We start from the raw sequence: 23,726 nt of genomic DNA on the forward strand, positions 1-23,726 counted from the left end.
GGGTCCCGGACCTCATATTAGAATCAGATCATACACGCAACTAGAAGAAAATGCCCTTCATACGAATGATGACCGGCAGCATGATCACCATCATAACCACGGGGAAAATACAAAGGCCAAGTGGTATCATCATCTTTACCGGCAGTGCATTGGCGCGCTCCTCGGCACTCAGAATTCTCTGGCTGCGCATCTCGGCGCTATAAACACGCAAGGCATCGGTGAGGCTGGTGCCGAGTTCCTCGGATTGTCGAAACAGCACGGCCAAAGCCCGCGCCTCGTCAAGACCGATCCGGTCCGAGAGTTCGCGTAGCGCGTCCCGCAGTGGCTTGCCGGCGCGCAACTGCAAACTCATGATCGACAGCTGTATTCCCAGCCACTTGTGGGTGGCAGCCATTTCATGACTGACACGTTCGACCGCCGCCTCCAGGCTCATGCCTGCATCGGCGCACGTGATCATCATGTCCATGAAGTCAGGGAAAGCCCGGCGATAGATTCGTTTCTGACCGTTCTCGAAGCGATCGAGCATGATGCTCGGAATCACCATGCAGGCGAGGCCGAACAGGGCAGAGCCAGCAAAGGTTATGAAGCCCGGCAGTTGTGGCGGAAGTATCCGAGACAAAAGTGCATAGATGGCCAAAAAGCCCAGGCAGACCGCGACCAGACGGGACAGGGTATAAAACAGCGGCGCGCTCGATTTATAAAAGCCGGCGCGAAACAGCTTCGCCTCCAAGGCGTTCGGCTCATCCCGTTCCTTCTCGATCGACTTGAAGTAGGCATCGACCGGTCGTTGCGCCGCAAGCTTGGCAAGCTGGTCTTGTCCGAGCATCGATCGGCGGTCTGTAATTCCTTCGCCCATCAGGCTCTGCGCGACGAGTTTTCGTGTCTGCAGAGCCGGGAGGAAGACAAGCGCACCGAACAGGAAGAGGGACACCGCCGCCACAAAGACGGCAATAGACACCAAAAAGCCCAGGTCCTGAACATTTGAAAACAAGTTTATTCATCGCTCCTGTCAGAAATCGAAATTGACCATTCGATACATGATGAAATCTCCTACCAAAGCCAACATCCCGAATAATGTGAAGATCGGGAATATGAGCTGATCGTGCCACACGCCCCCATAGTAAGAGGGAGAAATGATTTGAAGGATCAAGAACATAACGAGCGGGAACAGTGATATGACCCAGGCCGACACGCGCCCCTCGGCGGAGAGCGCCCTAATTTTCATTCGAAGCTTCTGCCTTTCACGCAGTACAGAGGACAGGTTGGACAAGATTTCAGTCAAATTGCCGCCCGTCTTGGCCTGGATCGACAGCGACACCGACAGCAAGTGTAGGCCCTCGAAGCCAACACGCTGCGAAAGCTTTCGCACGGCCTGCTCGATGCTGAGACCAAAGGCGATTTCGTCGGAGACGATGCCGAACTCGGTGCCGAGCGGATCCGGCATTTCGCGGGCGACCAGACCGATCGCGACCGAAGCGGGATGTCCGGCGCGCAGCGAACGGACGATCATGTCGAGAGCATCCGGCAACTGTTTGGCAAACTTCAGTATTCGTTTGTTGCGGGCGCGCCGGAGGACGAGAAGCGGCAGGACAAGCCCGACGACCAGAAAGACAATGAGCGCTGCCAAAGCGGAGAAATTGAAAAAGAGCGCCAGCAGCAACGCGATCACCAGTCCCGCAAGCAGGAACGTTGCGGCGAAGGTCAACGGATTCCCGGTAATGCCGGACTGGGTATAGAGCCTGTTCAGCCAGACCATTCCGAAAAGAAAGTCGCCTGAGTCCGTGAGGCCGCGCTCTCTCAGCAAACCCTGTAGCGTTTGTTCGGCAGGCACATCGCCAGCGAGCCGCTTCAGCCGGCGATTGACTGCCATGGACCGTGAGCGGCGACCGGCAAAGGAAAGATACAGGGCTTCGCCGGCGAGAATGAGAGAGGCCGCCGCCAGCATGTAGATGAAGTACAGCAGAGCTTGACCGGTCGGCATCAGAGGGCGACCTGCGGGTTGAAGGCGTCCTTGGCGAAGTGATGACCAAGCGTCGCGGCTTCCGGAGCGAAGCGCGGACGGACACCTGTTGCACGAAAATCTCCGATAACCTTGCCCTCGGCTGTGACCTCGCGGCGAACGAAGTGGTAGATTTCCTGAAGCTGGACGACATTGCCCTCCATGCCCGTCAGTTCCGATATGGAGGTGACACGCCGGCCGCCGTCCGAAAGACGCTGTGTCTGGACGATGATGTCGATGGCCGAGGCGATCTGCGCCCGGATCGACTCATGCGTCATCGGCATGCCGGCCATGCCGACCATCTGTTCGAGCCGCGAGATGGCGTCTCGCGGCGTGTTGGCATGGATGGTTGTCATCGAGCCTTCGTGACCGGTGTTCATCGCTTGCAGCATATCGAAAGCTTCCTCACCGCGAACCTCGCCGACGATGATGCGGTCCGGCCGCATGCGCAGCGCGTTCTTCAGCAGTTCGCGCTGGCGCACCTCGCCCTTGCCCTCGACATTGGGCGGGCGTGTCTCCAGCCGGCCTACATGCGGCTGCTGCAATTGCAGTTCCGCCGCATCCTCGATGGTGACCAGCCGCTCCCTTGAGGGGATATAACTCGACAATGCGTTGAGCAAGGTGGTCTTGCCGCTGCCGGTGCCGCCCGAAACCAGGATCGATTTGCGCGCCTGCACTGCGATCCGCAGCAGCTCGATCATGGGCGGACGGATCGAATTGAATGTCATCAAACGCTCGAGCGAATAGGGGTTCTTCGAGAATTTGCGGATCGATACCAGCGGGCCGTCGACCGAGATCGGCCGCACCGCGATGTTGACGCGTGAACCGTCTTCCAGCCGCGCATCGACCATTGGCGAAGATTCATCGACCCGCCTGCCGATTGCCGAAACGATCTTGTTGATGACGCGCAGCAGATGCGCCTCGTCGCGGAAACGGATTGCCGTCTCCTCGATCACGCCGCGCCGCTCTATGAAGACGCGCTTGTGGGTGTTGATCATGATGTCGGTAATCGAATCGTCCTTGAGCAATGGCTCGATCGGTCCGAGACCCAGCATCTCGTCGGCGGTGTCGCTGGTCAATTGATCGAGCTCGCGGGCATTCAGCGGGACGTTCCGATTTCGCACGAACTCGCGCACGATCGGACGGATCTCGTTCAGGATCTCATCCTTGGAGGCACTTTCAAGCGCGGTCAGGTTGAACCGGTCGATAAGATGGCGATGCAACTCGACCTTGAGCGTCAGGAAATCATCGCCATGCGATTCAATATCAGCGGCCGTCGAAAGGGGCTGGGCAACAGGCGACACCGCCAGCGGCTCGACCTTTGTCACTGCCTGCTGTTCGCTTGGCCCCTTGATGAACCGCCCCAGCATAATCGCTTATACTCCCCTTGGATGCGTATTAGCGGAAACTAAACGTTAACCAACCGGCGCACAAGCGCCCGGATGCCCTTCGCACAGCCATTACTTCAGACATAGTTAAGAGCAAGCGCCGGCAATCCTTTATTTATTTGACGCGGGCTGACTTCAGGGATTTCCCACTCCTCACGATTTCAATCCAACCCAATCTTTTGCCGAAAAATTGCCAGCACGCACCGTTAAGCCCTTAGATATAAAGGAATATGCATTATTGCTAATGCTTACCTAATTTCGCCACATGAGGGACGGAATTGTGAACGAATGGTTAAGGACGATTGAAAAATGAAAAGAATCAACGTCTTGGTAAGATTCGACTTTGAAATCTTCTTGCCGAATCACGTATATGAAAGTTAAGGAACCCTTAATCTCGTTTGACTCTGCGTTTTCTCGGGACCTAGGATCGAGATGACGGGGGATGCTTGGGTATGGATTTCATCCTTTGCTCTGTCTCGTCGGGTTCAAACCTCCAAAGGGAGAAATTGACATGAAGAAGCTCATGACGATGACCCGGCAGTTCCGCGACGACGAAAACGGCGCTGCCATGGTCGAATATTCCATCCTGATCGGAATCATTGCGGTCGCCGCGATCGGTTTCATCATCGGCATCGGCGGGTGGGTGACGGGCCGTTTCACCGGTCTGTGCGCGGCGATGGACGCCAGCGGTGTCGGCACCTGCGACACTGGCGCTGGTACCTGATCGGATAATCCTCAGGCCCGGAATTCACTTCCGGGCCTGAGTTCAAATCGCCGCGGGCGAATTCCCGCGTCTGCTGGGGCTTGGGGTTTATGCGTGCCAACACACTGATCATGATCGTGCTCGCCGGCGTGTTCGGCGTTCTCGCGGTCGTACTTGTCAACATATGGCTCGCCGGTCAGCGAAGCGCCATTGCGCAAACGGGCATCGTGCAAGGCAGCACGGTCGTCGTTGCGGCAATGCCTTTGAAGTTCGGCGATACGCTGAGCGCAGACAAATTGCGCGAAGTCGCATGGCCAGCGGGCGCGGTCCCAACCGGCGCCTTCAAGACGACGAAGGAGGCTCTGGCCGGAGAAGGCACCAGGCAGGCGCTGCAGACTATTAGTACCAACGAACCTGTCCTCGCCAGCAAGATCACCGGCCCTGGTCAGCGCGCCACGCTTTCGGCGGTGCTTGGCGAGGGTATGAAAGCGGTTTCCATCCGGGTCAACGACGTCCTCGGCGTTGCCGGCTTCGTCTTCCCTGGTGACCGGGTTGACGTGCTTTTGACGCGCACGGTGCGCGGCGACGATGGCGCGGACAAGAGTTTTGTCGACGTGCTGCTGCAGAGCATGAAGGTGCTGGCCATCGACCAGGTGGCCGATGTGAGCAAGGAAAGCCCGACGGTCGTGAAGTCGGTGACGCTCGAGGCCAGCACCAAGGATGCGCAGAAGCTGACATTGGCGGCAGGAGCCGGCCAATTGTCGCTGGCGCTGCGCCAGGCGGCCGCCAGCAAGGGCGAGACGACCGAACGGGTAACCCTTTCCGACCTGACGGGCGAGACGCCGGCCGATGTCGCCGCCAGGCAGGCGGAGCTCGACAAGAAGGCAGCCGCGGAAGCGGAGGCTGCAGCCGAGCGCAAGCGCGCCGAAGACAAGATTGCCGGTTTGACGCAGGCCGTGGAGAAAGTGGGAAGCCGCCTCGACGAGCTGGGAAAGGTGAAGCCAGCTCCAGCCGTGGCGGCGGCACCGCAGCCCGTCGTCAAGGAAGTGGTGAAGTATGTGCAGCCTGAACCGCCGGCACGGGCGACGATCGGCGTTTTTCGGGGCGTGAAGCTCGAGACATATGACGTGCCGCGGCAACAATAATTAAGCGCGGCGAAACGGAATGGGGCTGCGACCGGCAGCGATTGGAGAGACGGGGATGCGGGGATATTGGTTAGGGATAGCGACGGCCGCGTTGTCGTGCCTGGCAGCGCTGTTTCTGTCGAGCCTGGCGGCCGGTGCGGCCGACCGTTTCATCGACGTGTCCACTCCCGCCGTCCATCGTATCTTCCTGCCGATGTCGCAATCGGTGACCGTCCAGGTGAGTGCCAATCTGGGCGATATCGTCGTCGGCGACGAGAAGATCGCCGATGCCCAGCCGATGACCGACCGCACGCTCTATGTCATCGGCAAGGGCGCGGGCACCACCACGGTCAATCTGTTCTCCACCGACAAGCGCTCGCTCGGCGCCCTCCAGATCGAGGTCGGCGTCGATGTCAGCGACATGGCGCAGGCGATCCGCCAGGTGGCGCCGAAGTCGCGCATCGAAATCGGCTCGGTCAACGGCAGGGTCAGGCTTGGCGGCCATGTCAAGGACGGCGCCACGATGGCGACGATCATGGCGGTTGCGCAGCAATATGGTCCCGACGCCATTATCAACTCAGTCATCGTTGACGACAGCCAGCAGGTCAATCTCGAAGTGCGCGTGCTGGAAGCCAAGCGCAATGCCGGCCGCGATCTCGGCGTGTCGATCAAGAGCACGAACGGCGATGGCACGACCAAAACGGGAACCGGCATTGCTGCCGTCGACAAAGACAAAGTGGTGCTCGGATCGGGCACCTTGCTTAGCAACCTCCTGTCCAACTCCACTCCCTTCGGAGCGCTGCTGACCCGCGTCATCGACAGCAACATTAAAGTCGACTTGTACATCGAGGCGCTCGAGGCCAAAGGCGTGGTACGGATGCTCGCGAATCCCAACCTCACCACGCTTTCCGGCGAGGAAGCCAGCTTCAACGCCGGCGGCGAAGTCCCTATCCGCACTCTCGACAAAGATGGCCAGATAAGCATCGTGTACAAGCAATTCGGCGTCAATCTGGTGTTCACGCCGGTCGTACTCGACGACGGCAAGATCCACATGAGGCTGGCGCCGGAAGTCAGCGACCTGACCGGCTTCACCTCGGCCGGCGACCCGATCTTCACAAACCGCAAACTGGAAACCGTGGTCGAATTGCGCGATGGCCAAAGCTTCGCCGTCGGTGGGCTTCTGTCGAGCAAGACCACCAAGCTGCAGAACCAGGTGCCGTGGCTTGGCCAGGTGCCGGTGATCGGGACGCTGTTTCGCAATTCGAGCACCCAGAAGGAAGAGACCGAGCTGGTGGTGATCGTCACGCCGCACGTGGTGCGGCCGGTGAAACCCGGCGAGCAGTTGGCGACGCCGTTCGACAAGACGCGGCCCGCCAACGATCCGGAATTCTTCGTGCTCGGCCAGCTCGAAGTGAACAAGGACATGATCCGAAAATATGAAACGGGCGAAGGCGTCACCGGCCCCTATGGCCACATGCTGGACTTCAAATCAAAGGACAAGATGCTCTATGTCAAGAAATAGCGCCTTGATCCTCATTCTGGGCACCGGCCTGCTGACAGGCTGCGCCGCCGATTATCTCAACCACTATGACTCGGTGACCCTGGCTGCCGGCGACACGCAGAAGTTCAATTCGATGCTGCAGACGGTGGACCCGCTCAACCCGGCTTCGCGGAACACACATATCGAAGGCGACGGCGCTCGGGCCGCGGCTGTTGCCCAAGGGTACAAATATCCACCGCCGCCGCCGCCGCCGGCGCCGATCACGGTCAATGTCGGCGGGTCGGCAAACACGGTGAACTGAGCGGAAGGATGCGGAGGGCGCCGGGCCTGCGAGGAGCCCTGACGCGAGATGAAAGAAAGCAAGGTCATGTTTCGGACCATTCGCGCCTTCTGGAACGATCAACGCGGCGTAGCGATGATCCTCGTTGCCATCATGCTGCCGGTGATCATCGGCTTCGCACTGCTGGCCATCGATATGAGCCGGGCCAACGGATTGCATAACGATCTGCAGAAGGGTGTCGATGCGCTTGCGCTTGCGACGGCTGCGGAACTGGATGGGAGATCGGATTCGATCAACCGAGCCGAACTGGCCAAGACGACACTTCTAACCAACAAAACAAAGTTTTCAACGTCGGGCGATCACACACTCGCCTTGGCTGATGTGACCGTTAAATATTTGACTGGGATACCTGCCGACGACAGCATCGGGTTGAATGCCGCCGGTGTCGACACTAATGGCCATGACTGGTCAAGCACCGATCCCAAAGCCGTGACATTCTCGCTAGTGACAGTAAACCCTTCCGCGGACGCGGACGGCGCCGGTGCTTTCGCGACAATCTTTCCGGCGAGCTTTGTCGGCAGCAACGACACCTTCGATATCCGGCCACAGGCTGTGGCCGGGTTCGTGCAGTCGATCTGCGAAACCGTGCCGATCTTCATGTGCAACCCGTTCGAGACGGCCGACCCGTTGACTAGCAAAACGATCCAGCAGGCTTTCGCGTCGGGGGATACCTACAGTCGGGAATTCCGCATTCTGAAAGTGGACTCGAACCCTGGACCCGGCAACTTCGGGTTGATCGACAACAATCTTAGTTCACTGCGAGATGCCATAGCGATGGGCACCTCTGGCACCTGCTACAATCGCGATGCGCTCACCACGAAAACCGGCGTCACCTTGGGACAGGTCAATACTGGACTGAATACCCGGTTCGATCTCTACAGCGGCTCACTGAACAAGCAGAACAAGAACTGGGCCTATCGCCCGGCGAGCAATGTTCGCAAGGGCCAGAAGACCGGTTGCAGCAAATACGACCCCGTTACGGATGGAACGGCTCTGCCTCTCCCACCAGGAAGCAACTACGTCGACTCAAAAGGAATGTCCGATCAGATTGCGACGCAAGGCTTTTGGACAAGTTATTGGTCGATCAATCACGGCACGACATACCCCAACGTCCCTGCCGCCACCAACCCAACTGGCACCACCACTGCCCCCGCTTCCAGATATGACGTCTATAAATACGAGATTGCGCACGGGCTCGTCGGGGATAAGTCCCTGGCGCCGACAAAAGAAACCGGGACGCCCTCTTGCTACAAGGGGGACAACCCAACGCCGGATCCTGACCGCCGTCTGCTGAACATGGCGATCGTCGACTGCATCGCCAACACGGACAAAATTAACGGGCACGTCCAGATTAAGCCAGACGGCTATGCGAGCGTGTTCATCAACACTCCGGTTCAAAAGCAGGACAATACCAAGGACCCTGAAGATCCTTCGGCCGGCGAGAAGCCGATCAGCTTGGAGATCGTCGACGTCGATGGAGGGTTTGCCAACAACACTCTTGTCGACAAAGCATTCCGCAACGAAGCCCAGTTGTATCGGTGAAATCGACATGACCAGGTTCGGCAAAATCATCCGGCGGTTCCGAGGCGACGAAAGTGGCGCCGCTTTGGTGGAAGTCGCGATTACCGCACCACTCGTGCTGCTGTTATCGGCTGGTGTGTTCGAGTTCTCCAACATCCTGAACACGCGCCTGCTTCTCGAAGCCGGCGTTGAGGATGCGGGTCGTTACATGGCCCGATGCAGCAGCGATTGGGCGACCTGCAAGGCGCGAGCTCAAAACCTTGCAGCCTATGGGGCGATCGCTGGCGGCAGCGCCAGGGTGACTGGATGGCTTCCAGCGACAGTTGACATCACCAAGGCGGTCTCGCTGGACGCGGTTGATGCGGCCACGGGCACGCAGCTTTATCTCAGCAGCACGACCACGGTCGATGTCGTGGATGTCAGTACGTCCTATGCTTATCCGGACGTCGGCTTCTGGTCGTATCTCGGCTTTGGCGCTCTCACGCTGAGCGTGTCCCATCAGGAACGAGTCATTGGATGGTGACGGAGCGCATCAAGTTTTGGGCTAACCAGTCCGGAGCGACAGTGGTCGAAATGGCCATTGCAATGCCGCTGCTATTGACGCTTCTGCTTGGCTTCGTCGATTTCGGCTACGCCTTCTACCAGTGGAATGCTGGGAACAAAGCGGTGCAAGCCGGCGCAAGGCTGTCGCAGATTTCTACACCTGTCGCCAGCGGGCTTCTGGTCGAGACGATAGCGCAGAGCGATGTAACCAAAGTCGGCACTGCGGTACCCGCAAACACCTACAACTATATTTGCACGGCCAATACCGCTGGAAGTGTCTCTTGCATTTGTGGCACAGGCGCTACGTGTCAGAACCTCAATGTGAACCAGGCCGCCTTTGATTTCATTTTCAGCGGCAACAGCAGCCGGGCCGGAATGCAGACTTTCCTGCCAATGCTGGCGAAATCGGAAGTCAGGATTCAATACCAGGCATCCGGTCTCGGCTATTGGACGCGTCCCAGCGGGCCGGTGCCGACCATCACAGTCAGCATCACCAACCATCCCTTCCAGTTCTTCTTTCTGGGCGGATTGCTCGGATTCGCAAACATCACCATGCCCTCCATGCTGAGCACGGTTACGGGCGAAGACATGAAGAGCACCTGGCCATGAATGCCATCAACACCAAGGTTACGCCGACCAAGCGCAAGCAGGTGGCGCTGTTTTCGTCGGATCCGAATTTCAAGCGCGATGTGGCGACGCGGCTCGATGCGCTGGCGATCTATGACGTCAGGGTTTCCGAGACCAGCGACTTCCTCAAGGGGCCGGCCGCCGAGACGCGCCCGGGCATCGTCATCCTCGATCTCGGCAATGGCGAGTTGCTCGGCAGGCCTGGCATCGTCGAGGCGCGCGCGCTGTGGGCGACCGTGCCGCTGATCGCGGTTTCCGACGAGCTGACCTCGGAGCAGACGCGCGTGCTGGTGCGCATGAACGCCTCGGACTGGCTGCACAAGCCGCTCGACGGCAAGGAGCTGCTCAACGCGGTGACCTTCCACGACACCGGCAACCAGGGCGCGAAAAGCCGGATCATCACCTTCATCGGCGCCAGCGGCGGCGCCGGCGCCACGACGCTGGCGCTGTCGGCGGCCGAACATCTCGCCTCGAAATCGGCCGAGCGCGCGGCGTCCACCTGTCTCGTTGACCTGGATTTCCAGAGCGCCAATTGCGGCGCCTATCTCAATCTGTTCAACCAGTTCGACCTTGCCGGCATCATCGGCCAGCCGGAACGGCTCGATGTCGAGCTGATGGATGTCATCAAGCTTTCGCGCCCGTCCGGCCTCACCCTCTACGCGTTCGAGAGGCCGCAGCTGCCGTTCGAGCCGCATGGCAGCGATTTCGTCTTCCGGCTGCTGGACCTCGTGGCCTACCGCTTCGACGACATCGTCATCGACCTGCCCAATCTCGAAACGCCCTGGCACAATTCCGTGCTGTCGACGAGCGACGAGATCTTCATCGTCTTCGAACTCAATGTCGCTTCGCTGCGGCAAGGCAAGCGGCTCTACAAGAAGATCCGCGAACTGCGCGGCAATGCGGTCAACATCACGCTGGTCGCCAACAAGCACAAGCGCAAATGGTTCGGGAACCATTTTTCGCGCAGCGAGCTCGAAAAGATCTTCAAGGCGCCGCACATCAAGTCGGTGGCGCTGGACAACGCGCTTCTGACCGATGCGCTGAACAGGGCCATCCCACCTTCCGAAGTGGATGGACGGGCGCGCTTCAACAAGGATCTGAAGCGGATGTTCAAAGACCGGCTCGATGACGCTGCCCGATAAATATCGGATCGCGAGATACCGGATCGCTGGGCGGCTCGCCGGCGCCTGCGTGCTGGGCGTGGCGCTGGCGCTGTCCGTGCAGAACTTCGCCGAGGCGCGATCGGCACTCTCGGACCGGCCGCCGCTGCCGGCGATGGGGCCAAGCCTGCGCAAGGCCGTTGCCTTCACGACCACCGAGCAGCCGGGAACGATCATCATCCGCAAGGACGAGAAGGCGCTTTACCTGGTGATCCGCCAGGGCCAGGCGCTGCGCTACCAGATCAGCGTCGGACGCGACGGGTTTGGCTGGACCGGCACCGTCAAGGTGGGGGCGAAGACCGAATGGCCGGAGTGGCGCCCGCCGCAGGAAATGCGGGCCCGCCAGCCGGAGCTGCCGAAAATGGTGCCCGCCGGCCCGTACAATCCGCTCGGCGCAAGGGCGCTCTATCTGTCTCGTGACGGGCGCGACACGCTCTACCGCATTCACGGCACCAACGATCCGTCGGGTGTCGGCTTCGACGGAACGTCAGGCTGTTTTCGTCTTACTAACACGGATGTGATCGATCTTTTCAAGCGCGTCGCGGTCGGCGCAAAGGTGGTGGTCCAATGACGACGATCAGCGAACCGGACATGCCGGCGATCGACATCGGAAACCAGGAACAGCGCGCCATCGAGAAGCCCAGCAATCCCAGGACGATCGGCGTCGTGGTCGCCTGCGGTGCCTTGCTGCTCACCGTGATCAACATGGCGGCCGCGGTCTATCTCTATCGGGGCATGAGCGACCTGCGTTTCGTCGAAGCGCGGCTGGAGCAGCTCGGAGCGTTCGAGCAGCGGATCGCGGCGCGGCTCGACACGGTCAACAACGGCTTCCAGAGCCGGTTCGAGAAACTGGACAGCCAATTGCAAGGCAGCTTCAACGAAATCAACGGCGGCATTGCCCGGTTGGGACAGAATGTGCCGGCCGCCGGCGGCGAGGCCGTGTCGAGTGCCGCGGAACCGTCCGAGATCACCACCAGCACGCTGGCGCAAGCGCCAGAAGCTCTCGACGGCGCGAGCGCGGGCGAGCCCAGCGTCATCGAAGCGCCGCAAGCGCCAAGGAAGAGGACCGCGTCGGCGTCGCCCCCTGCCCCAAGCTCCAACTACCAGCGCATCGAGCAGCCTGACGGCAAGGTCTATTACCGCAGGACCAACTAGACTTTTGGGGCGTAGCTGGCGAAGACCGCCTGGAACGATCTAGAGATCGCGCTGCAGGGCCAGGATGCTGATGGCCCGGACGGACCGCTCCCGCGCTTCGGCGAGGAAGGCGATGTGGCAGTAGGCACAGGCCGCCGCCCCCAGAAGCAGCACCAGGCTGTTCTTCAAGGTGAAATCAACAGCCAGCGAAAACTGAAGGCCGCTAGGCGACGTGAATGCAGCAATCGTGCTCGCCGTTTCCGAATGGCTGCCGACCGCGATCATCAGCCCAGCGAAAATCAGGGCGACGTGGTTGGCGAGGAAGAAGAATGCCGACCTTCTGGCGTGGCACGCCATCCAACAGGCGATCGATGCGACGGCCAGGATGGCGGCGTCGACAGCCATCGAGCTGCCCAGGTAGACATCGACCTGCTGCCAAAGCATCACCGACAAGGGGCGCAATTCAAGCCATATCCACCATGCGGTGGGGCTGGCTGGATAGGCGCCCAGCAAGAAGGTCGCCATGCGCTCCCCTGCCAGGACCGCAAGAATGAGAAAGGGGAAGGCAAAAAGCAGAAGCGGCTGGCGTTTCATGTTCCCTCGACAATCTGCAAGCCAGGATAGACCGCATAGATTGCGCAAGGCTTAACGGCTCTCAGGATATCCTGATGGCACAATGTCGGATCATGGCTGAGTGGCGGTGGCATCTGGTCGATTCGCATCGATCCGGTAAGAATCCCCTTGCGCCTCAGTCTCGTGAACCGCAAACGACGCCACACCCCAGGATTGGACGCTTGATGAACGACACCCCCAAAACGCTGGCACCAGACTCGCTCGGGCCAACCGTGACCATTGGAGAGATATTGGTTGAGATCGTCGCGAGGGAGACAGGCGCCGGCTTCCGGGAACCGATCGACCTCATTGGTCCCTTTCCGAGCGGCGCCCCCGCCATCTTCATCGATCAATGCGCGCGTATGGGCGGAGCGGCCGCGATGGTGGGCGTGGTCGGCGACGACGATTTCGGCTTCGTCAACATCGAGCGCCTGAGACGAGACGGCGTAGACATCTCCGCCATCGCTGTTTCCCCGGATTATCCGACGGGCAGCGCCTTTGTTCGCTACCGCGAGGACGGAAGCCGCGATTTCGTCTACAACATCGCCAAATCCGCCGCAGCCCGGCTGGAATGGACCCCGCAGGTCGAGGCGTTGATCGCGCGTTGCGGGCATATCCACGTCATGGGAACGGTGTTCGCAAGCCCCGCCGCCTGGGCGATCACCGAACGCGCGATCCCCCTGATCACGGCACGCGGCGGCACGATGTCGCTCGATCCGAACCTGCGCAAGGAATTGCTGGCCCACGGCCAGACCGAGGAGAAATTCGCGGATCTGGTGGACAAAGCGGACCTGGTGCTGCCGTCGGGCAACGAATTGTTCCTGGCGGCCGGCATGGACGGCGAGGAACGCGCGATCGAGGCGCTGTTCAAACGAGGGGTCAAGGAGATCGCCGTCAAGCGCGGCGAACATGGCGCGTCGGCCCGTCAACGCACCGGCGCCCGCGCCGATTGCCCCGGCTCTTCAATGCGCTGAAGGGCCGGAAGGTGCCGGTGACGCTGTTTCTCCAGCACCTGCCTTCGGCGCTCGCTTGGGCCGACCGCGCCTGCGACGGCGAGGAGATCGCGATCGATCACGTCCAGCGAAGCATCGAGGTGTACGCTCGGGCATGCGGCACCTGAACCCGCGTCCGGCCCCTTCAGAGCCGATGGGCCGGGGGCTGGAACGCTTACAGCGATGGTCCCAATCGGATCGGGCTGCCGTCGCTGAAACGGGATTGACGGAACCTGTGGAGATTGTGCCCGGTCTCGTTGCCCTGGATCAAATCGGACAGGATACGGCCCATTCCGGGTCCTATGCCGAAGCCGTGGCCACTCATCCCGGTCGCGACAATGAGGCCTGGGATCGCAGCGGCCCGATCGACGATAGGCACGACATCCGGCATCGCATCGATCATGCCCGCCCAACTCGCCTTGATCGGCACTGTCTTGAATTGCGGGAAAAATTCCCTGAACCCGCTATCGATGGCGCGGAGCGCCGCAGCCTCGGGAGCGGGATTGAGGACGCGCATCCGTTCGAACGGGGTTTCCTTGTCAGCGTCCCATCTTCGCGGGGTTAACCAGCCGTCCGGATATCCGCGCGGCGCGGCCGGCAGGTAGCGTGTGCCAAAGGGATTGGCCATCAGGGCGCTGGCATATTTGCCCGCATGTCGAAATGCGTCCGGTCCTATGTAGAGTTGGCTACTGCCTCCCGATGCGAGCGTGTATCCGCCATCCTGCCTGCGACGGAACGCGATGCGTTCGTCCGCGGCGGCACCGGCGTGGATTTCGGCCATCGGCGCTGTCGCGGCGACGGTCGCCCTGACGCAGAGCTGCGGGATAGAGATGCCGTGCGCGCGCAGGAAGAGCGACGTCCAGGCGCCGCTGGCGACGAGGACGCTCGAGGTGGCGATGTGGCCCCGCTCGGTCCAGACGCCGCTGATCCGGCCCGCCGAGATGTCAAGCATACGTGCCGCACAATTCTCGATGATCGTGACGCCTTGCCGGGCGGCCAGGCGAGCGATCGCGGGCACGGCGACCCAAGGCTCGGCGCGCATGTCCGATGGGGTGGTCATGGCGCCTTTGAACGGTCGCGACATGGCCGGGATAAGACTTGCCACCTCACCTTGGTCGAGGAGACGCGTGTCGACGCCATGAGCCAGGGCGATCTTCAGGAATTTCGCGAAACCGGCCATCTCCTTATCCGTCCGCGCAAGATAGGTGACGCCCGTCTGCTTCAGCCCTATGTCCTCGCCGCACTCCTCGGCCAGTTGCCGCCAGAGGCGCTGCGCTTCGATCACGATCGGCAGTTCGTCGGCATCGCGACCCTGCTGCCGGATCCAGCCCCAATTGCGCGAGGACTGCTCGGCGGCGATGCGTCCCTTTTCCAGCAGCGTCACCGAGATGTTCCGTCGCGCCAGGAACAGTGCCGTGGTCACGCCAATGACGCCACCGCCGATGATCACGACTTCCGAGGTCTTCGGCAGCGGCTCTTGAAACTGGATTGGAGTGGCTTCGGTGAAGGGGAAGATTATCAAAGAGCACTGTCCCTATTGGTACGCTACGGCGGTATCCGGCTTAAAGACTTGTCTTGGCAGCGAGATTCGGCCGCTTCCGTGGAATGTCTGCGCCGCTTCAGCGCCGAGCACGCAAGCGGCCGCAAGAACCAAGCGTACTACGATGCCTATACACCGCAGAAACTCAAAGATCTCGCTGCGGCCCTCAAGGCCGCCACATCATCGGCGGGAATCGGCGCAACGCGCTATGGGGAGTCGCCAGTGGACCGGCCTCCAAGACTCACGTTTTGAAAGATCGGATGGAAAAAACATGAATGGTGCGTGTGGGGTCAATACATGTTTCGCCAATCCGCGACGAATGACCGGCAAGCCAGCCGCCACCTTGCTGCATTGCGACCCGGGTCTGGCAAACGGTCTCGCGAACCTTCACAACGCACGCCGAGCGAATACGCCGATAGTCAACCTCGTAGGTGGTCAGGCGACCCATCACCGCCAGTTGGACGCACCGCTGACGGCCGATACCGAAGTCTGGTCACGCCCCGGTTTCGCGGTGGGTCAGAACGTCAGCGACTTCACGCACCGTTGGAGAAGATGCCGCGGCCGCCGTCGAAGCCTCGCTGCACAGTCCCGGCGGTATAGCTACCCTCATATTGCCATCAGATGTCTGCTGGAATCCGGGCGGTGTTGTGGGATCGCCCCGAGCCGTGTCCGGCGCGCCCTGCAAGTGAGCCCTGACGCCGTCGCGGAATCGGCACGCCTGCTGCGTTCCCGCCGGCAAACGGCGATCATTCTTGGTGGCATGGCGTTGCGGGCGCCGCAGCTTGAACTGGCGAGCAGAATCGCCGCCGCAGCTGGTGCAAGGCTTTTTGCCCCCGTTTCAAATGCCCGTATCGAACGTGGCGAAGGGCGATATCCCGTCACGCGGCTACCCTACTCCATAGACCAGGCCGTGAAGGTGCTGTCGGACGTTTCCAATGTGATCCTGGTAGGCGCAATGCGTCCGGTGGCTTTCTTTGCCTACGCCGCGTTTCTTCAGCAGAGCTGCCCCGGCTGAAGCCGTTACAACCATGTCCAAAGGGCGCCGATTCCTGAACCGGGAAGAAAACGGACCGTGGGTTTACAGTTTGGCCGGCCACGCATTGAGCTGAATGCAGCATACGGCTGGTGGAGGGCATCACTCGTCCACCGCCAGATTTATGTCCTGTAAATCGCGGGACACCGATTCTACTCTCGTGGCGGCCGTGTCTTTTCTCGGGGTTGCTGCGTGGCAGCACCGAAATTCCGAGGCACGGTCTTTATGGTTGGGCCAATTTGATGCTCATTGCAGCCCGTTGCCTGGACCATCCGTGCTGCCGCCAAATGCCCGGAACAGGGTAGATTCGTTGACGAGTTGAGCAAGTAGGATCTCGGCGAGCGCCTCCTCGGCCATGCGACGTCGTTCCTGCACGTCGAGCCAGATGCGCGAGGTGATGGCACCGGCTCTATACCTTGCTTCGGTAAGCCGCTCCACTTCCTGCGCAAAGGGCGTTGCGCAGACGACGCGCCCGTTCGACGCAATCCGCCCGGGCGCTTAATTTAGCTGCGAGATTCTCGCCGCTTGCGTCTCCACGGTCTGTTCGACTTCCATGACTTCGAGGTCAGAAATGGCGCCACTTGCCCGCTGGGTCCGCACCAAAGCCTATGTTTGCCTGACATAAGCCAGGCTTCTTTCGGCCGAAGCGATCGATTGATTGGAACTCCGGCGAGAGCAGTTTAGAAGTCGATGGTGCTTCTGACTCCAACAACGAGGGCGTTGGGGATTGCCTGGCCGGTCGCATCATCCGCAGCTCCTCCGCCGGGATGGACAATGTACTGGAAATCCGGCTGAATATTCCACCATGGTGCCGCGACGAAGTTGTAATTCACCTCGAAGATGGTCTCGCCGGAACGTATTGGATACGCTGTGCCTGTTTCGGCCGCGGTGTCTCTATCAAGTCCTGATGCCGCATGGCTGATTCCTGAGTGACTGACGCCAACGGTCAGCGTATCGTCTTTGCGGTCTGGCAGTAGGCCGGTAAAGGCCAGCCCTGCGTCGACTCCCCACGCCACCAGATTCCTGTCAGACGGCGCCAACTGCCCGCGCAAGAAGCCACCGACTTTGGTGCCATTCCCCTCAAACAGCGTCTGGTCTACCAGGGCGTAGACACCCCAGTTCCCCGAATGCATGATCGGACCCACCGCTTGAGGCGACGCGCGCGACACCACATCGCCCGAACTGCTCAGGCCATATCGGTCATCGGCAAACGTGCTGGTGTGATACCAGCCACCGAGCTTGTAAGAAACCGATGGCCCGTCCGCCGCGCCGTCCGGATTGAGCTCATAGGCCAGCTCGGCCATCAGCAGGGCGCCACCGGTCAAACTGAATGTGGTGCCGTGAAAGTTGCAAACCTGCGGATCGTCTTGGCAATCCCGGCCGGCCGGGTCGCCGCTGAAAAGCCCACCGCGCACGACAACTTGCGGCTTGAGGTAAATGCCTGAAACCACACCGGGCGTCGCAAGCGGATAGGCCGGTCCGCCGCTCGGCATATCCGAGGCATTCAGCACAGGCCATCCAAACGCACCGTTGAGCAATTTCCCGGCCGAATTGCTCGTTGCGAAATCCTCGTCCGCCGAAACCTGCCCCAACCTGACAAAGCTGCCGTCTGCAAACGTTTGCTGGAGCCAGGCGGTGAAGAGCCGCGTCGTCGGAACCGCATCGATGTTACTTGGATCGCCGAGGCTGCCAACCTCAGCGGCGACATTGCGATCATTGAGATCGTGTATTTGATACAACGTCACATGGGCAGATCCACCCTGCCACAGACCCATCTTCTCAAAATCGAGGTCCAAGTTGACGTCGAAGCGACCTTCGTAGGCCGCGCCCTGGCGGATGCCGCCACTCGCCACATCCATGACCTCGCTGACGTAATCGAGGGTGAACTTAACGCCCTTGTCCTCAAGCGCCTTCCGGTCGCCATTCCAGTCCCCAGTCAGGTGATCCCATTGCCAGATTGAGTTACCCGCCTGGCCGGACGCGGCGGCGGCGCCGGCCGGAGCAGCGAGCAAGATTAAATCCGCCAAAAAAATGAATGACAGCGACCGTTGCAACCGACCGCATCGGGACTTCACTTGGCATCCTCCACGGGGGGCGAAACCTCGACCACAGACATCATTCGCCCAAGCTTCAGCCAATCACCGTGCAACGGGTTGAGCGAGCGCTCGACCGCGTGGCCGAGATAATCGTCGCGCACGGCGACCAAGGTGAGACATGGCTTCCGCTGTACGACTATCTTGAACATGCCCTAAAAGATTGCCAAGCGAAAGAAGAACGCCTTGCCGCAGCCCATCAGCGCGCTAAACGATTGAGGGATCGGCAGTACGATCTTCATGAGTTCTTCTTGCCACACTCTGATGTCGCCGCCTTCGCCGTACTTCGGACGGTCGATGGTGTGGCCCATCAGCATGCGCCGGAGTTCCTCATCCAGCCTGCCATTCTTCATGCGATCCTCAAACGACCAGTGCGATAAAGACATCGACGCTCATTTGGCGTTTTGCCTTCCATCGTTTCTTTTGCTCGGCGCTTTTGGTGCGGAGTTCGTCGCGGACGATTTCGTCGAAATAGAGCTTCAGCGCTTCCGAAATCTTGTCGTCAGGATGGGAGACAGTGCCAGTAACAGCGTCAACCACCGGAGAACTGGCAGGCTTTCCAATCGTCGCCTCGACCCGCTGTAGGATGGTGTCTAGCGGCTCGGCAACGAGGATGTCGGCGAGCGGACGATAGACGAACCCTAGCGCCTCTGCGCGCTTGATAGCGCGCCGGTAACGAATGTGCGCAGCTTCTGGGTTTTCGCCCAGTATAAGAGAGGACCATAACGCGTTATCGGCAGCCTCATGGAGATCACTCGCGGTGCGCGCCTTTAACCGGTCCGATGTGTCCAACGCGCGGCGTACGAAAACACCGCGATCATCGAGTTCTCGTAGCTCCTTTGGGACCCGTCGGTAGTAGTGGAAGCGATCGCCCCTTCGTTGCAGAAAGCGATCCGGATCATGCGCTTCGCGTCGCCTTCCCATATCTTTAAGATACCGTTTGTATCGCAATAAGTAACACAAACGGCCAAAATGGCGCAAGCGTCAACTCAGGAAATGCAAAATTCTTCAGCAAAATCAATAATTTGCAAGATTGGCCGATGGTACCGTTGGCTGGGATCGAACCAGCGACCTCCGGATCCACAATCCGGATGTCTAAGAAAATGGGCCTCGCACAATCTGTTGACGACCTGTGAAATTGTTAGGTTTGGTACCGGATAGTGTTCAAAGCTGCACCGCTTCGGCGATGCGAGAGCAAACCGATGACTAAGATGTGCAAGAGGGCCTTTTGGGGCCAACTTCCGCGGTTAGTCGTGCTTGCAGGCTTGGTCTTCAGGCGGTGGCCGCTGCAATTCTTGGCTTCCAGCGCAGGCGGATCCATTGCCGGATATTGTAGGCCAGCAGGGCCCACAGGGCTTCCGCTCCTGCCTTTGACAACCCGCGCACACGAAAGCGCCGCAGACCCAGCTTATCTTTCAGCCACGCATTGACGAACTCTGCGACACGCCCACGTTCGCGGATTAACGCTTTTGTCTCTGGCGAATTTTTCCGAAAGCGGAACGCACTCACTACAAGGTCTTCGTGTGTAACGACAATCGATCGTCCATAGCGCTGGTTGCCTGAGCAACATTGGCGGCGACTGGGGCATGGCCGACAATCGGTCGGGCTGGCCAGATAACACACCATCTTTCTTCCAGATCGCACATGGCCATAGCGGGCGGTGAGCGTCTTGCCCTCCGGACAAACGTAGCTGTCGGACGCCGTATCGTACTGGAACTTGTCGGGCAGGAAAGCGTCCGTTACCCCCAACACGAGCAAGCCGTTGCTTGGCGCGGCCATCAGTTTCAGTCCATGGCCCGACAAGTTCAATGTCTTTCTCGCGCGCGTCCAGAATGTTCGCCCGACTGGTATAGCCTGCATCCGGGTCCGGACGGCCCGTGATTGAGATCGTGTCACGCCATCTTTTCTCCGCCCCACTCAAATCTGGTGCCGCCAACCCAGAGGCAGCGGGGCAGAACCGCGATCTTGCGAGCATCCGCCCCTTTCGCTTTCTTCATGCCGATCCGCGTTGACGATCAATCGCAGGTTCTGTTCGCTGCTGTGCAGGGTTTGCTCGGCCGCTTTCTGTTCTCCGGCCTAAGGTTCCCATCCCTTTGGGCTGTTAGAGCTGATCCAAAAGTTGACATGCTGCGATAAGATCTCGCGTTCCAAACCCTTCAGTAAATCGCTGGTAAACACTTCCTAGCAGCGATCTGGCCTCCTGATTCTTACCCAAATCCCTCCACATTTGGGCAAGGGGAATTGCTGCCTTTAGTTCCCAACTGAAGGCGGATTGCTCTCGCGCGCAAGAAATTGACCTCAGAAGAAATTGCTCGGCAGAAGCAAGGTCCGGCTGCGGCATCATCAACTCGATCTCGCCTTGAGTTCGTAGCAACTCTGGCCGCCAGCATCGTTCGTTAACCAGATCGGCGCGTGACAACGCTACTTCAAGCACTTGCCGCGCTTCTTCACCACGTGCTGAAGCTGCCAACGCTTTTGATAATACACAGGACGTCGAAGACGCTATGATGCTGTATTGGCTGGAAAGCATGGTTGAGTAGCCTTGCTGGAGCATCTCCAACCCCGTCGAATCGTCCCCATTTACAAGCAGGAACTCGCCCTTCTGTGCACGGGCGATGGCCTGAAAGGCCGGGAGAGAATACTTGGACGCATGTGATAGCGCGCTCTCAATCGGCTCGGCCGCCATCTTATATGCGCCGCACCAAAAGAAGACGGGGATCGTCCAGACTAAGGCAAAGCAGTAGGAAGCATGATGGCTGTAGGCGCGCATGTGTTCTATTGTCTCATGGGCGGATTCGAGAGCTTGATCGGGAAAACCTCGCAGCCACAGGGATCGCGTCAAGGCCAGCCGCGCACGCGCTTCGCTAGCCAGGTCCAATTTCAAAGACGAGGCGGGAAACGCCTGCAACAGGAAGCCATTCTTGCAATGACGCAGCGCAGCTGCCTGATTGCCAGTCGCGTGATATGAGGCGCCAAGCAACCACTCTGAAAGAATTTTTTCGACGGGGTCGCCCGTTCGCTGAGCGATAGCGGCGCTTTCCTTCGCTGTAGCAATCGCACCTTCGAAATCACCATTGCGAACGAGATAGACATTGAAATCGGCGAGCAGATCGAATTGACGACGTTCGTCGTGTAAAATCTCTGACAGATGCAATGCGCGTTTGAACGCGTCCTTGACCTCGTTGACGCTTCCTGGAGCGTAGAGCGCCGATCGCGCCAGTGCGTAATATAATTGTAGCTCTAGTGATGTCCCACGATCTCTTTCAGGTAGCCCAGATATAGCTTGACGGCACCATCTCTGGCATTCTCCAAATTGGGAAATTTCCAGAAATATTGACACGGCATTGGTGGCAAGCTCGCGTCCGATGGCGGGATTGCCCCGATCGGAAAAACTCCACTCAAGCGCCTTGCGGATATTGCCTAGATGAGGAGTATATTTGGCCGCGTCCCTGCCATCAAATCCTTGTCCTGCCAAGCGCGATTTGAGGAAACTGTCGAAGTAGAGGGCGTGGCGCCCGGCTATTGCCCTTTCCTCGTCGCCAACCTTGAGCTTGGCAGAGGCGTATGCGCGCGTCGTATCCAGAAGTCGGTAGTAAACAAAGCCGCTAATCGATGAGATTGAAATCAGAGATTTGTCGGCTAAGCTTGCAATGATGGTCGCCAGTTTCTTTCTGTCATTATCCACAACACCCGCAACCGTATAGGCTGCATCGAGGGGGAATTGACCGATAAAAATTGAGAGTGTGCAGAGCGTTTTTTGCTCGCTTCCCGACAACAGGTTGAAACTCCAGTCAAGCATCGCCTGCAACGTTTGGTGCCTCGACGTGGCACTGCGCCGACCTTGAAATTGTAATGGATCGGCCTCATTGAGGAGGCTGGCCACTCCTCTAATGCCATACGTTCCCACTCGGCTTGCAGCGATCTCGATCGCCAACGCAATCCCATCAAGCCGTCGGCAGATGTCAGCTACAATGGGGGCATCGCTGTCCTGAAGGCCGTCCAAAAGCCCGCCGACAGCAGCTTTTTCCATAAAAAGTTGCACTGCCGGCGAAGCGAGAGCCGAAGCCGCAGACGGCGCGGCGTCAAGCGGCCAAGCAAGCGGCGGGAGCAAATGGACGTTCTCTAACTCGACGCGAAGTGCTTCTCTGCTCGTTGCCAAAATGTGGATGGACGGCGCCCCAGCGACTATATGTTTTGTCAGCGGCGCGACTGTCTCCATAACATGCTCGCAGCTGTCCAGAATGAGCAGGGCGCGCTTGTCCGCGAGAAACGCGGGTATAGCGTGATCTGGTACAAGGCCTTGCACAGAACATCCAATAGCGGCGGCAACCGCACTCGCAGCGTCGGCTTTGTCGTCCAGGGAACCAAGATCGACAAAGAAAACCATTTCGTTTCCAAAGTCAGACAGAAGCGCGTGGGCAACCGCTATCGCGACAGTAGTCTTTCCAATGCCGCCCGGCCCCACAACACTTACCAAGCGGTTTGACTGCACCTGCGCGATCAACTCTGCCAACGTTTCGGCGCGGCCAGCAATTGACCGCAACGGTGCAGGCAAGTTCTTTGGTTGCGGCAACCCGGCTTCACTATAGATAGAGCTAGTGCCGCTATGGGGTGAGCGCAGCAAAGGAGCAACGAACGCGTATCCTCGACCAGGTACGGTAATAACAAACCGATTTCCGTCTCTAGAGTCGCCGAGGACCTTACGAAGAGCGGCGATGTGGACTCGGAGATTGGCCTCTTCGACCGTCACATCCGGCCATACGATATCAATCAATTTACGTCCGCTCACGATCTCCGTGGGCCGATCGGTCAATGCGATCAGAATCTCGAGCGCGCGGCCACCGATTGCGATTGGCTCGCCATCTCTCGTAAGCAATCGTTTGATTGGTGTCAGCACGAAGCGACCAAAGGCAATTGTCGAGATGCCAGATTCGCTGTCGTTTGCCATGATCGAAGCCCTTGGCCTGGCCGGAGCTCGTCTCGTACATTTCCCTAATTCGCTATATGATCGACGTTAAGTCAAGGCGTTGTGGGGCCGCCGTGCGATGCCAGACTTCCGTGTCCACTATCGATCGCCGCTCTGTGCCGCCCAGGCTTTCTCACCCTCGATCATTCTTGAAATCATTCAACGACCGCGTAACCGTGCTGGGATATCTCGCTGAGAGCCGATCCCGGGCCATTTCCAGAAAGCGATTGGCCCCATCCGAGGATGACACCTCGGAAGCGCCGGGACAGCGATCTGGCCCTCAACATCTCTCGGCGCTTCCATCGAGAACAAACTACGCCGTCTTCCTCGGATGAATCTCCTTTTCGAACAGAGTCGGGAGGCAATGAGTGCATTCGCTCCGTTCTTCCAGGCAACGCCTACTTACTGCCTTTCTTGACACGGCCGCTCTCAAACGCGCTGCTGCTATTC

24 protein-coding genes and 2 pseudogenes are annotated in these 23,726 nt (G+C 59.4%); 15 read left to right on the forward strand and 11 right to left on the reverse strand.

What is annotated here, in order from left to right; all coding sequences use genetic code 11:
- Nucleotides 1-40: 40 nt before the first annotated feature.
- Genes ASD99_RS30585 through ASD99_RS30595 form a run of 3 tightly spaced genes read right to left on the reverse strand, consistent with a single transcriptional unit; the run spans nucleotide 41 to nucleotide 3,369 of the window.
- On the reverse strand, nucleotides 41-991 hold the full coding sequence (locus ASD99_RS30585; RefSeq protein WP_057145911.1) for a type II secretion system F family protein: 951 nt from the start codon (nucleotides 989-991) through the stop codon (nucleotides 41-43).
- 18 nt (nucleotides 992-1,009) lie between these two features.
- The gene (locus tag ASD99_RS30590) at nucleotides 1,010-1,981 is read right to left on the reverse strand and encodes a type II secretion system F family protein (RefSeq protein WP_057145912.1); all 972 of its coding nucleotides are present in this window, start codon (nucleotides 1,979-1,981) and stop codon (nucleotides 1,010-1,012) included.
- Nucleotides 1,981-3,369 carry a CpaF family protein gene (locus tag ASD99_RS30595; protein ID WP_057145913.1) on the reverse strand — a complete coding sequence of 463 codons (1,389 nt, stop codon included), beginning with the start codon at nucleotides 3,367-3,369 and terminating at the stop codon, nucleotides 1,981-1,983. The genes ASD99_RS30590 and ASD99_RS30595 overlap by 1 nt, the downstream gene beginning before the upstream one ends.
- Nucleotides 3,370-3,898: 529 nt before the next feature.
- Here ASD99_RS30595 and ASD99_RS30600 point away from each other — a divergent pair.
- From ASD99_RS30600 to ASD99_RS30645, 10 genes are all read left to right on the forward strand, one after another.
- Nucleotides 3,899-4,111, forward strand: coding sequence for a Flp family type IVb pilin (locus ASD99_RS30600; protein ID WP_057145914.1), 213 nt, complete (start codon nucleotides 3,899-3,901; stop codon nucleotides 4,109-4,111).
- Between the two features lie 89 nt (nucleotides 4,112-4,200).
- A complete protein-coding gene (gene cpaB, locus ASD99_RS30605) occupies nucleotides 4,201-5,235 on the forward strand; it encodes a Flp pilus assembly protein CpaB (RefSeq protein WP_057145915.1) in 1,035 nt (344 codons plus the stop codon).
- Nucleotides 5,236-5,290: 55 nt separating this feature from the next.
- Nucleotides 5,291-6,736 carry a type II and III secretion system protein family protein gene (locus ASD99_RS30610; RefSeq protein ID WP_057145916.1) on the forward strand — a complete coding sequence of 482 codons (1,446 nt, stop codon included), beginning with the start codon at nucleotides 5,291-5,293 and terminating at the stop codon, nucleotides 6,734-6,736.
- 4 nt (nucleotides 6,737-6,740) lie between these two features.
- A complete protein-coding gene (locus ASD99_RS30615) occupies nucleotides 6,741-7,016 on the forward strand; it encodes a hypothetical protein (RefSeq protein WP_244497964.1) in 276 nt (91 codons plus the stop codon).
- Nucleotides 7,017-7,064: 48 nt separating this feature from the next.
- The gene (locus ASD99_RS30620) at nucleotides 7,065-8,597 is read left to right on the forward strand and encodes a TadE/TadG family type IV pilus assembly protein (RefSeq protein ID WP_057145918.1); all 1,533 of its coding nucleotides are present in this window, start codon (nucleotides 7,065-7,067) and stop codon (nucleotides 8,595-8,597) included.
- 7 nt (nucleotides 8,598-8,604) lie between these two features.
- Nucleotides 8,605-9,099 (forward strand): TadE/TadG family type IV pilus assembly protein, encoded by a 495-nt coding sequence (locus ASD99_RS30625; RefSeq protein WP_057145919.1) that lies wholly within the window; start codon nucleotides 8,605-8,607, stop codon nucleotides 9,097-9,099.
- Nucleotides 9,093-9,728, forward strand: a complete 636-nt coding sequence (locus ASD99_RS30630) for a TadE/TadG family type IV pilus assembly protein (RefSeq protein WP_057145920.1) — start codon at nucleotides 9,093-9,095, stop codon at nucleotides 9,726-9,728. The genes ASD99_RS30625 and ASD99_RS30630 overlap by 7 nt, the downstream gene beginning before the upstream one ends.
- Nucleotides 9,725-10,888, forward strand: a complete 1,164-nt coding sequence (locus ASD99_RS30635; protein WP_056583144.1) for an AAA family ATPase — start codon at nucleotides 9,725-9,727, stop codon at nucleotides 10,886-10,888. The genes ASD99_RS30630 and ASD99_RS30635 overlap by 4 nt, the downstream gene beginning before the upstream one ends.
- Entirely contained in the window at nucleotides 10,872-11,477 is a 606-nt protein-coding gene (locus ASD99_RS30640) for a L,D-transpeptidase (RefSeq protein WP_057145921.1), read from the forward strand. Before ASD99_RS30635 ends, ASD99_RS30640 begins: the two co-directional genes overlap by 17 nt.
- Nucleotides 11,474-12,061, forward strand: a complete 588-nt coding sequence (locus ASD99_RS30645; RefSeq protein WP_057145922.1) for a hypothetical protein — start codon at nucleotides 11,474-11,476, stop codon at nucleotides 12,059-12,061. Before ASD99_RS30640 ends, ASD99_RS30645 begins: the two co-directional genes overlap by 4 nt.
- Nucleotides 12,062-12,100: 39 nt before the next feature.
- On the opposite strand, the gene ASD99_RS30650 is transcribed toward ASD99_RS30645, so the two are convergent.
- Nucleotides 12,101-12,634 (reverse strand): hypothetical protein, encoded by a 534-nt coding sequence (locus tag ASD99_RS30650; RefSeq protein ID WP_057145923.1) that lies wholly within the window; start codon nucleotides 12,632-12,634, stop codon nucleotides 12,101-12,103.
- A 203-nt stretch (nucleotides 12,635-12,837) separates the two neighbouring features.
- Here ASD99_RS30650 and ASD99_RS30655 point away from each other — a divergent pair.
- Together ASD99_RS30655 and ASD99_RS35055 are read left to right on the forward strand one after the other, a co-directional pair.
- A pseudogene (locus tag ASD99_RS30655) lies at nucleotides 12,838-13,687 on the forward strand (sugar kinase); the annotation flags it as partial.
- Nucleotides 13,644-13,772, forward strand: coding sequence for a class II D-tagatose-bisphosphate aldolase, non-catalytic subunit (locus tag ASD99_RS35055; protein WP_244497966.1), 129 nt, complete (start codon nucleotides 13,644-13,646; stop codon nucleotides 13,770-13,772). The pseudogene ASD99_RS30655 and the gene ASD99_RS35055, both read left to right, overlap by 44 nt.
- A 47-nt stretch (nucleotides 13,773-13,819) precedes the next feature.
- On the opposite strand, the gene ASD99_RS30660 is transcribed toward ASD99_RS35055, so the two are convergent.
- Nucleotides 13,820-15,166 carry an NAD(P)/FAD-dependent oxidoreductase gene (locus tag ASD99_RS30660; RefSeq protein ID WP_057145925.1) on the reverse strand — a complete coding sequence of 449 codons (1,347 nt, stop codon included), beginning with the start codon at nucleotides 15,164-15,166 and terminating at the stop codon, nucleotides 13,820-13,822.
- Between ASD99_RS30660 and ASD99_RS35060 the strand changes: the two genes are divergently transcribed.
- From ASD99_RS35060 to ASD99_RS34415, 3 genes and pseudogenes are all read left to right on the forward strand, one after another.
- On the forward strand, nucleotides 15,122-15,436 hold the full coding sequence (locus tag ASD99_RS35060) for a hypothetical protein (protein WP_162256736.1): 315 nt from the start codon (nucleotides 15,122-15,124) through the stop codon (nucleotides 15,434-15,436). The two genes, ASD99_RS30660 and ASD99_RS35060, sit on opposite strands and share 45 nt — an antisense overlap.
- Nucleotides 15,437-15,503: 67 nt before the next feature.
- The gene (locus ASD99_RS35575; protein WP_413813968.1) at nucleotides 15,504-16,199 is read left to right on the forward strand and encodes a thiamine pyrophosphate-binding protein; all 696 of its coding nucleotides are present in this window, start codon (nucleotides 15,504-15,506) and stop codon (nucleotides 16,197-16,199) included.
- Nucleotides 16,180-16,293, forward strand: a pseudogene (locus ASD99_RS34415) (GNAT family N-acetyltransferase); the annotation flags it as partial. The gene ASD99_RS35575 and the pseudogene ASD99_RS34415, both read left to right, overlap by 20 nt.
- Before the next feature lie 604 nt (nucleotides 16,294-16,897).
- Here the strand turns inward: ASD99_RS34415 and ASD99_RS30675 are convergent.
- The 6 genes from ASD99_RS30675 to ASD99_RS30690 form a co-directional block, all read right to left on the reverse strand.
- Nucleotides 16,898-18,229, reverse strand: coding sequence for a carbohydrate porin (locus tag ASD99_RS30675; RefSeq protein ID WP_200951048.1), 1,332 nt, complete (start codon nucleotides 18,227-18,229; stop codon nucleotides 16,898-16,900).
- A 59-nt stretch (nucleotides 18,230-18,288) separates the two neighbouring features.
- Nucleotides 18,289-18,462 carry a hypothetical protein gene (locus tag ASD99_RS33795; protein ID WP_156389116.1) on the reverse strand — a complete coding sequence of 58 codons (174 nt, stop codon included), beginning with the start codon at nucleotides 18,460-18,462 and terminating at the stop codon, nucleotides 18,289-18,291.
- 3 nt (nucleotides 18,463-18,465) lie between these two features.
- Nucleotides 18,466-18,663 carry a hypothetical protein gene (locus ASD99_RS30680; RefSeq protein ID WP_057145928.1) on the reverse strand — a complete coding sequence of 66 codons (198 nt, stop codon included), beginning with the start codon at nucleotides 18,661-18,663 and terminating at the stop codon, nucleotides 18,466-18,468.
- 7 nt (nucleotides 18,664-18,670) lie between these two features.
- Entirely contained in the window at nucleotides 18,671-19,291 is a 621-nt protein-coding gene (locus ASD99_RS30685) for a DUF6538 domain-containing protein (protein WP_156389117.1), read from the reverse strand.
- A gap of 291 nt (nucleotides 19,292-19,582) precedes the next feature.
- The gene (locus tag ASD99_RS32985; RefSeq protein WP_162256737.1) at nucleotides 19,583-20,089 is read right to left on the reverse strand and encodes a transposase; all 507 of its coding nucleotides are present in this window, start codon (nucleotides 20,087-20,089) and stop codon (nucleotides 19,583-19,585) included.
- A gap of 322 nt (nucleotides 20,090-20,411) precedes the next feature.
- Nucleotides 20,412-23,258 (reverse strand): ATP-binding protein, encoded by a 2,847-nt coding sequence (locus tag ASD99_RS30690; RefSeq protein WP_057145930.1) that lies wholly within the window; start codon nucleotides 23,256-23,258, stop codon nucleotides 20,412-20,414.
- Nucleotides 23,259-23,726: the final 468 nt, after the last annotated feature.

This window comes from Mesorhizobium sp. Root695, from assembly GCF_001428185.1.
Taxonomy (GTDB): Bacteria; Pseudomonadota; Alphaproteobacteria; order Rhizobiales; family Rhizobiaceae; genus Mesorhizobium.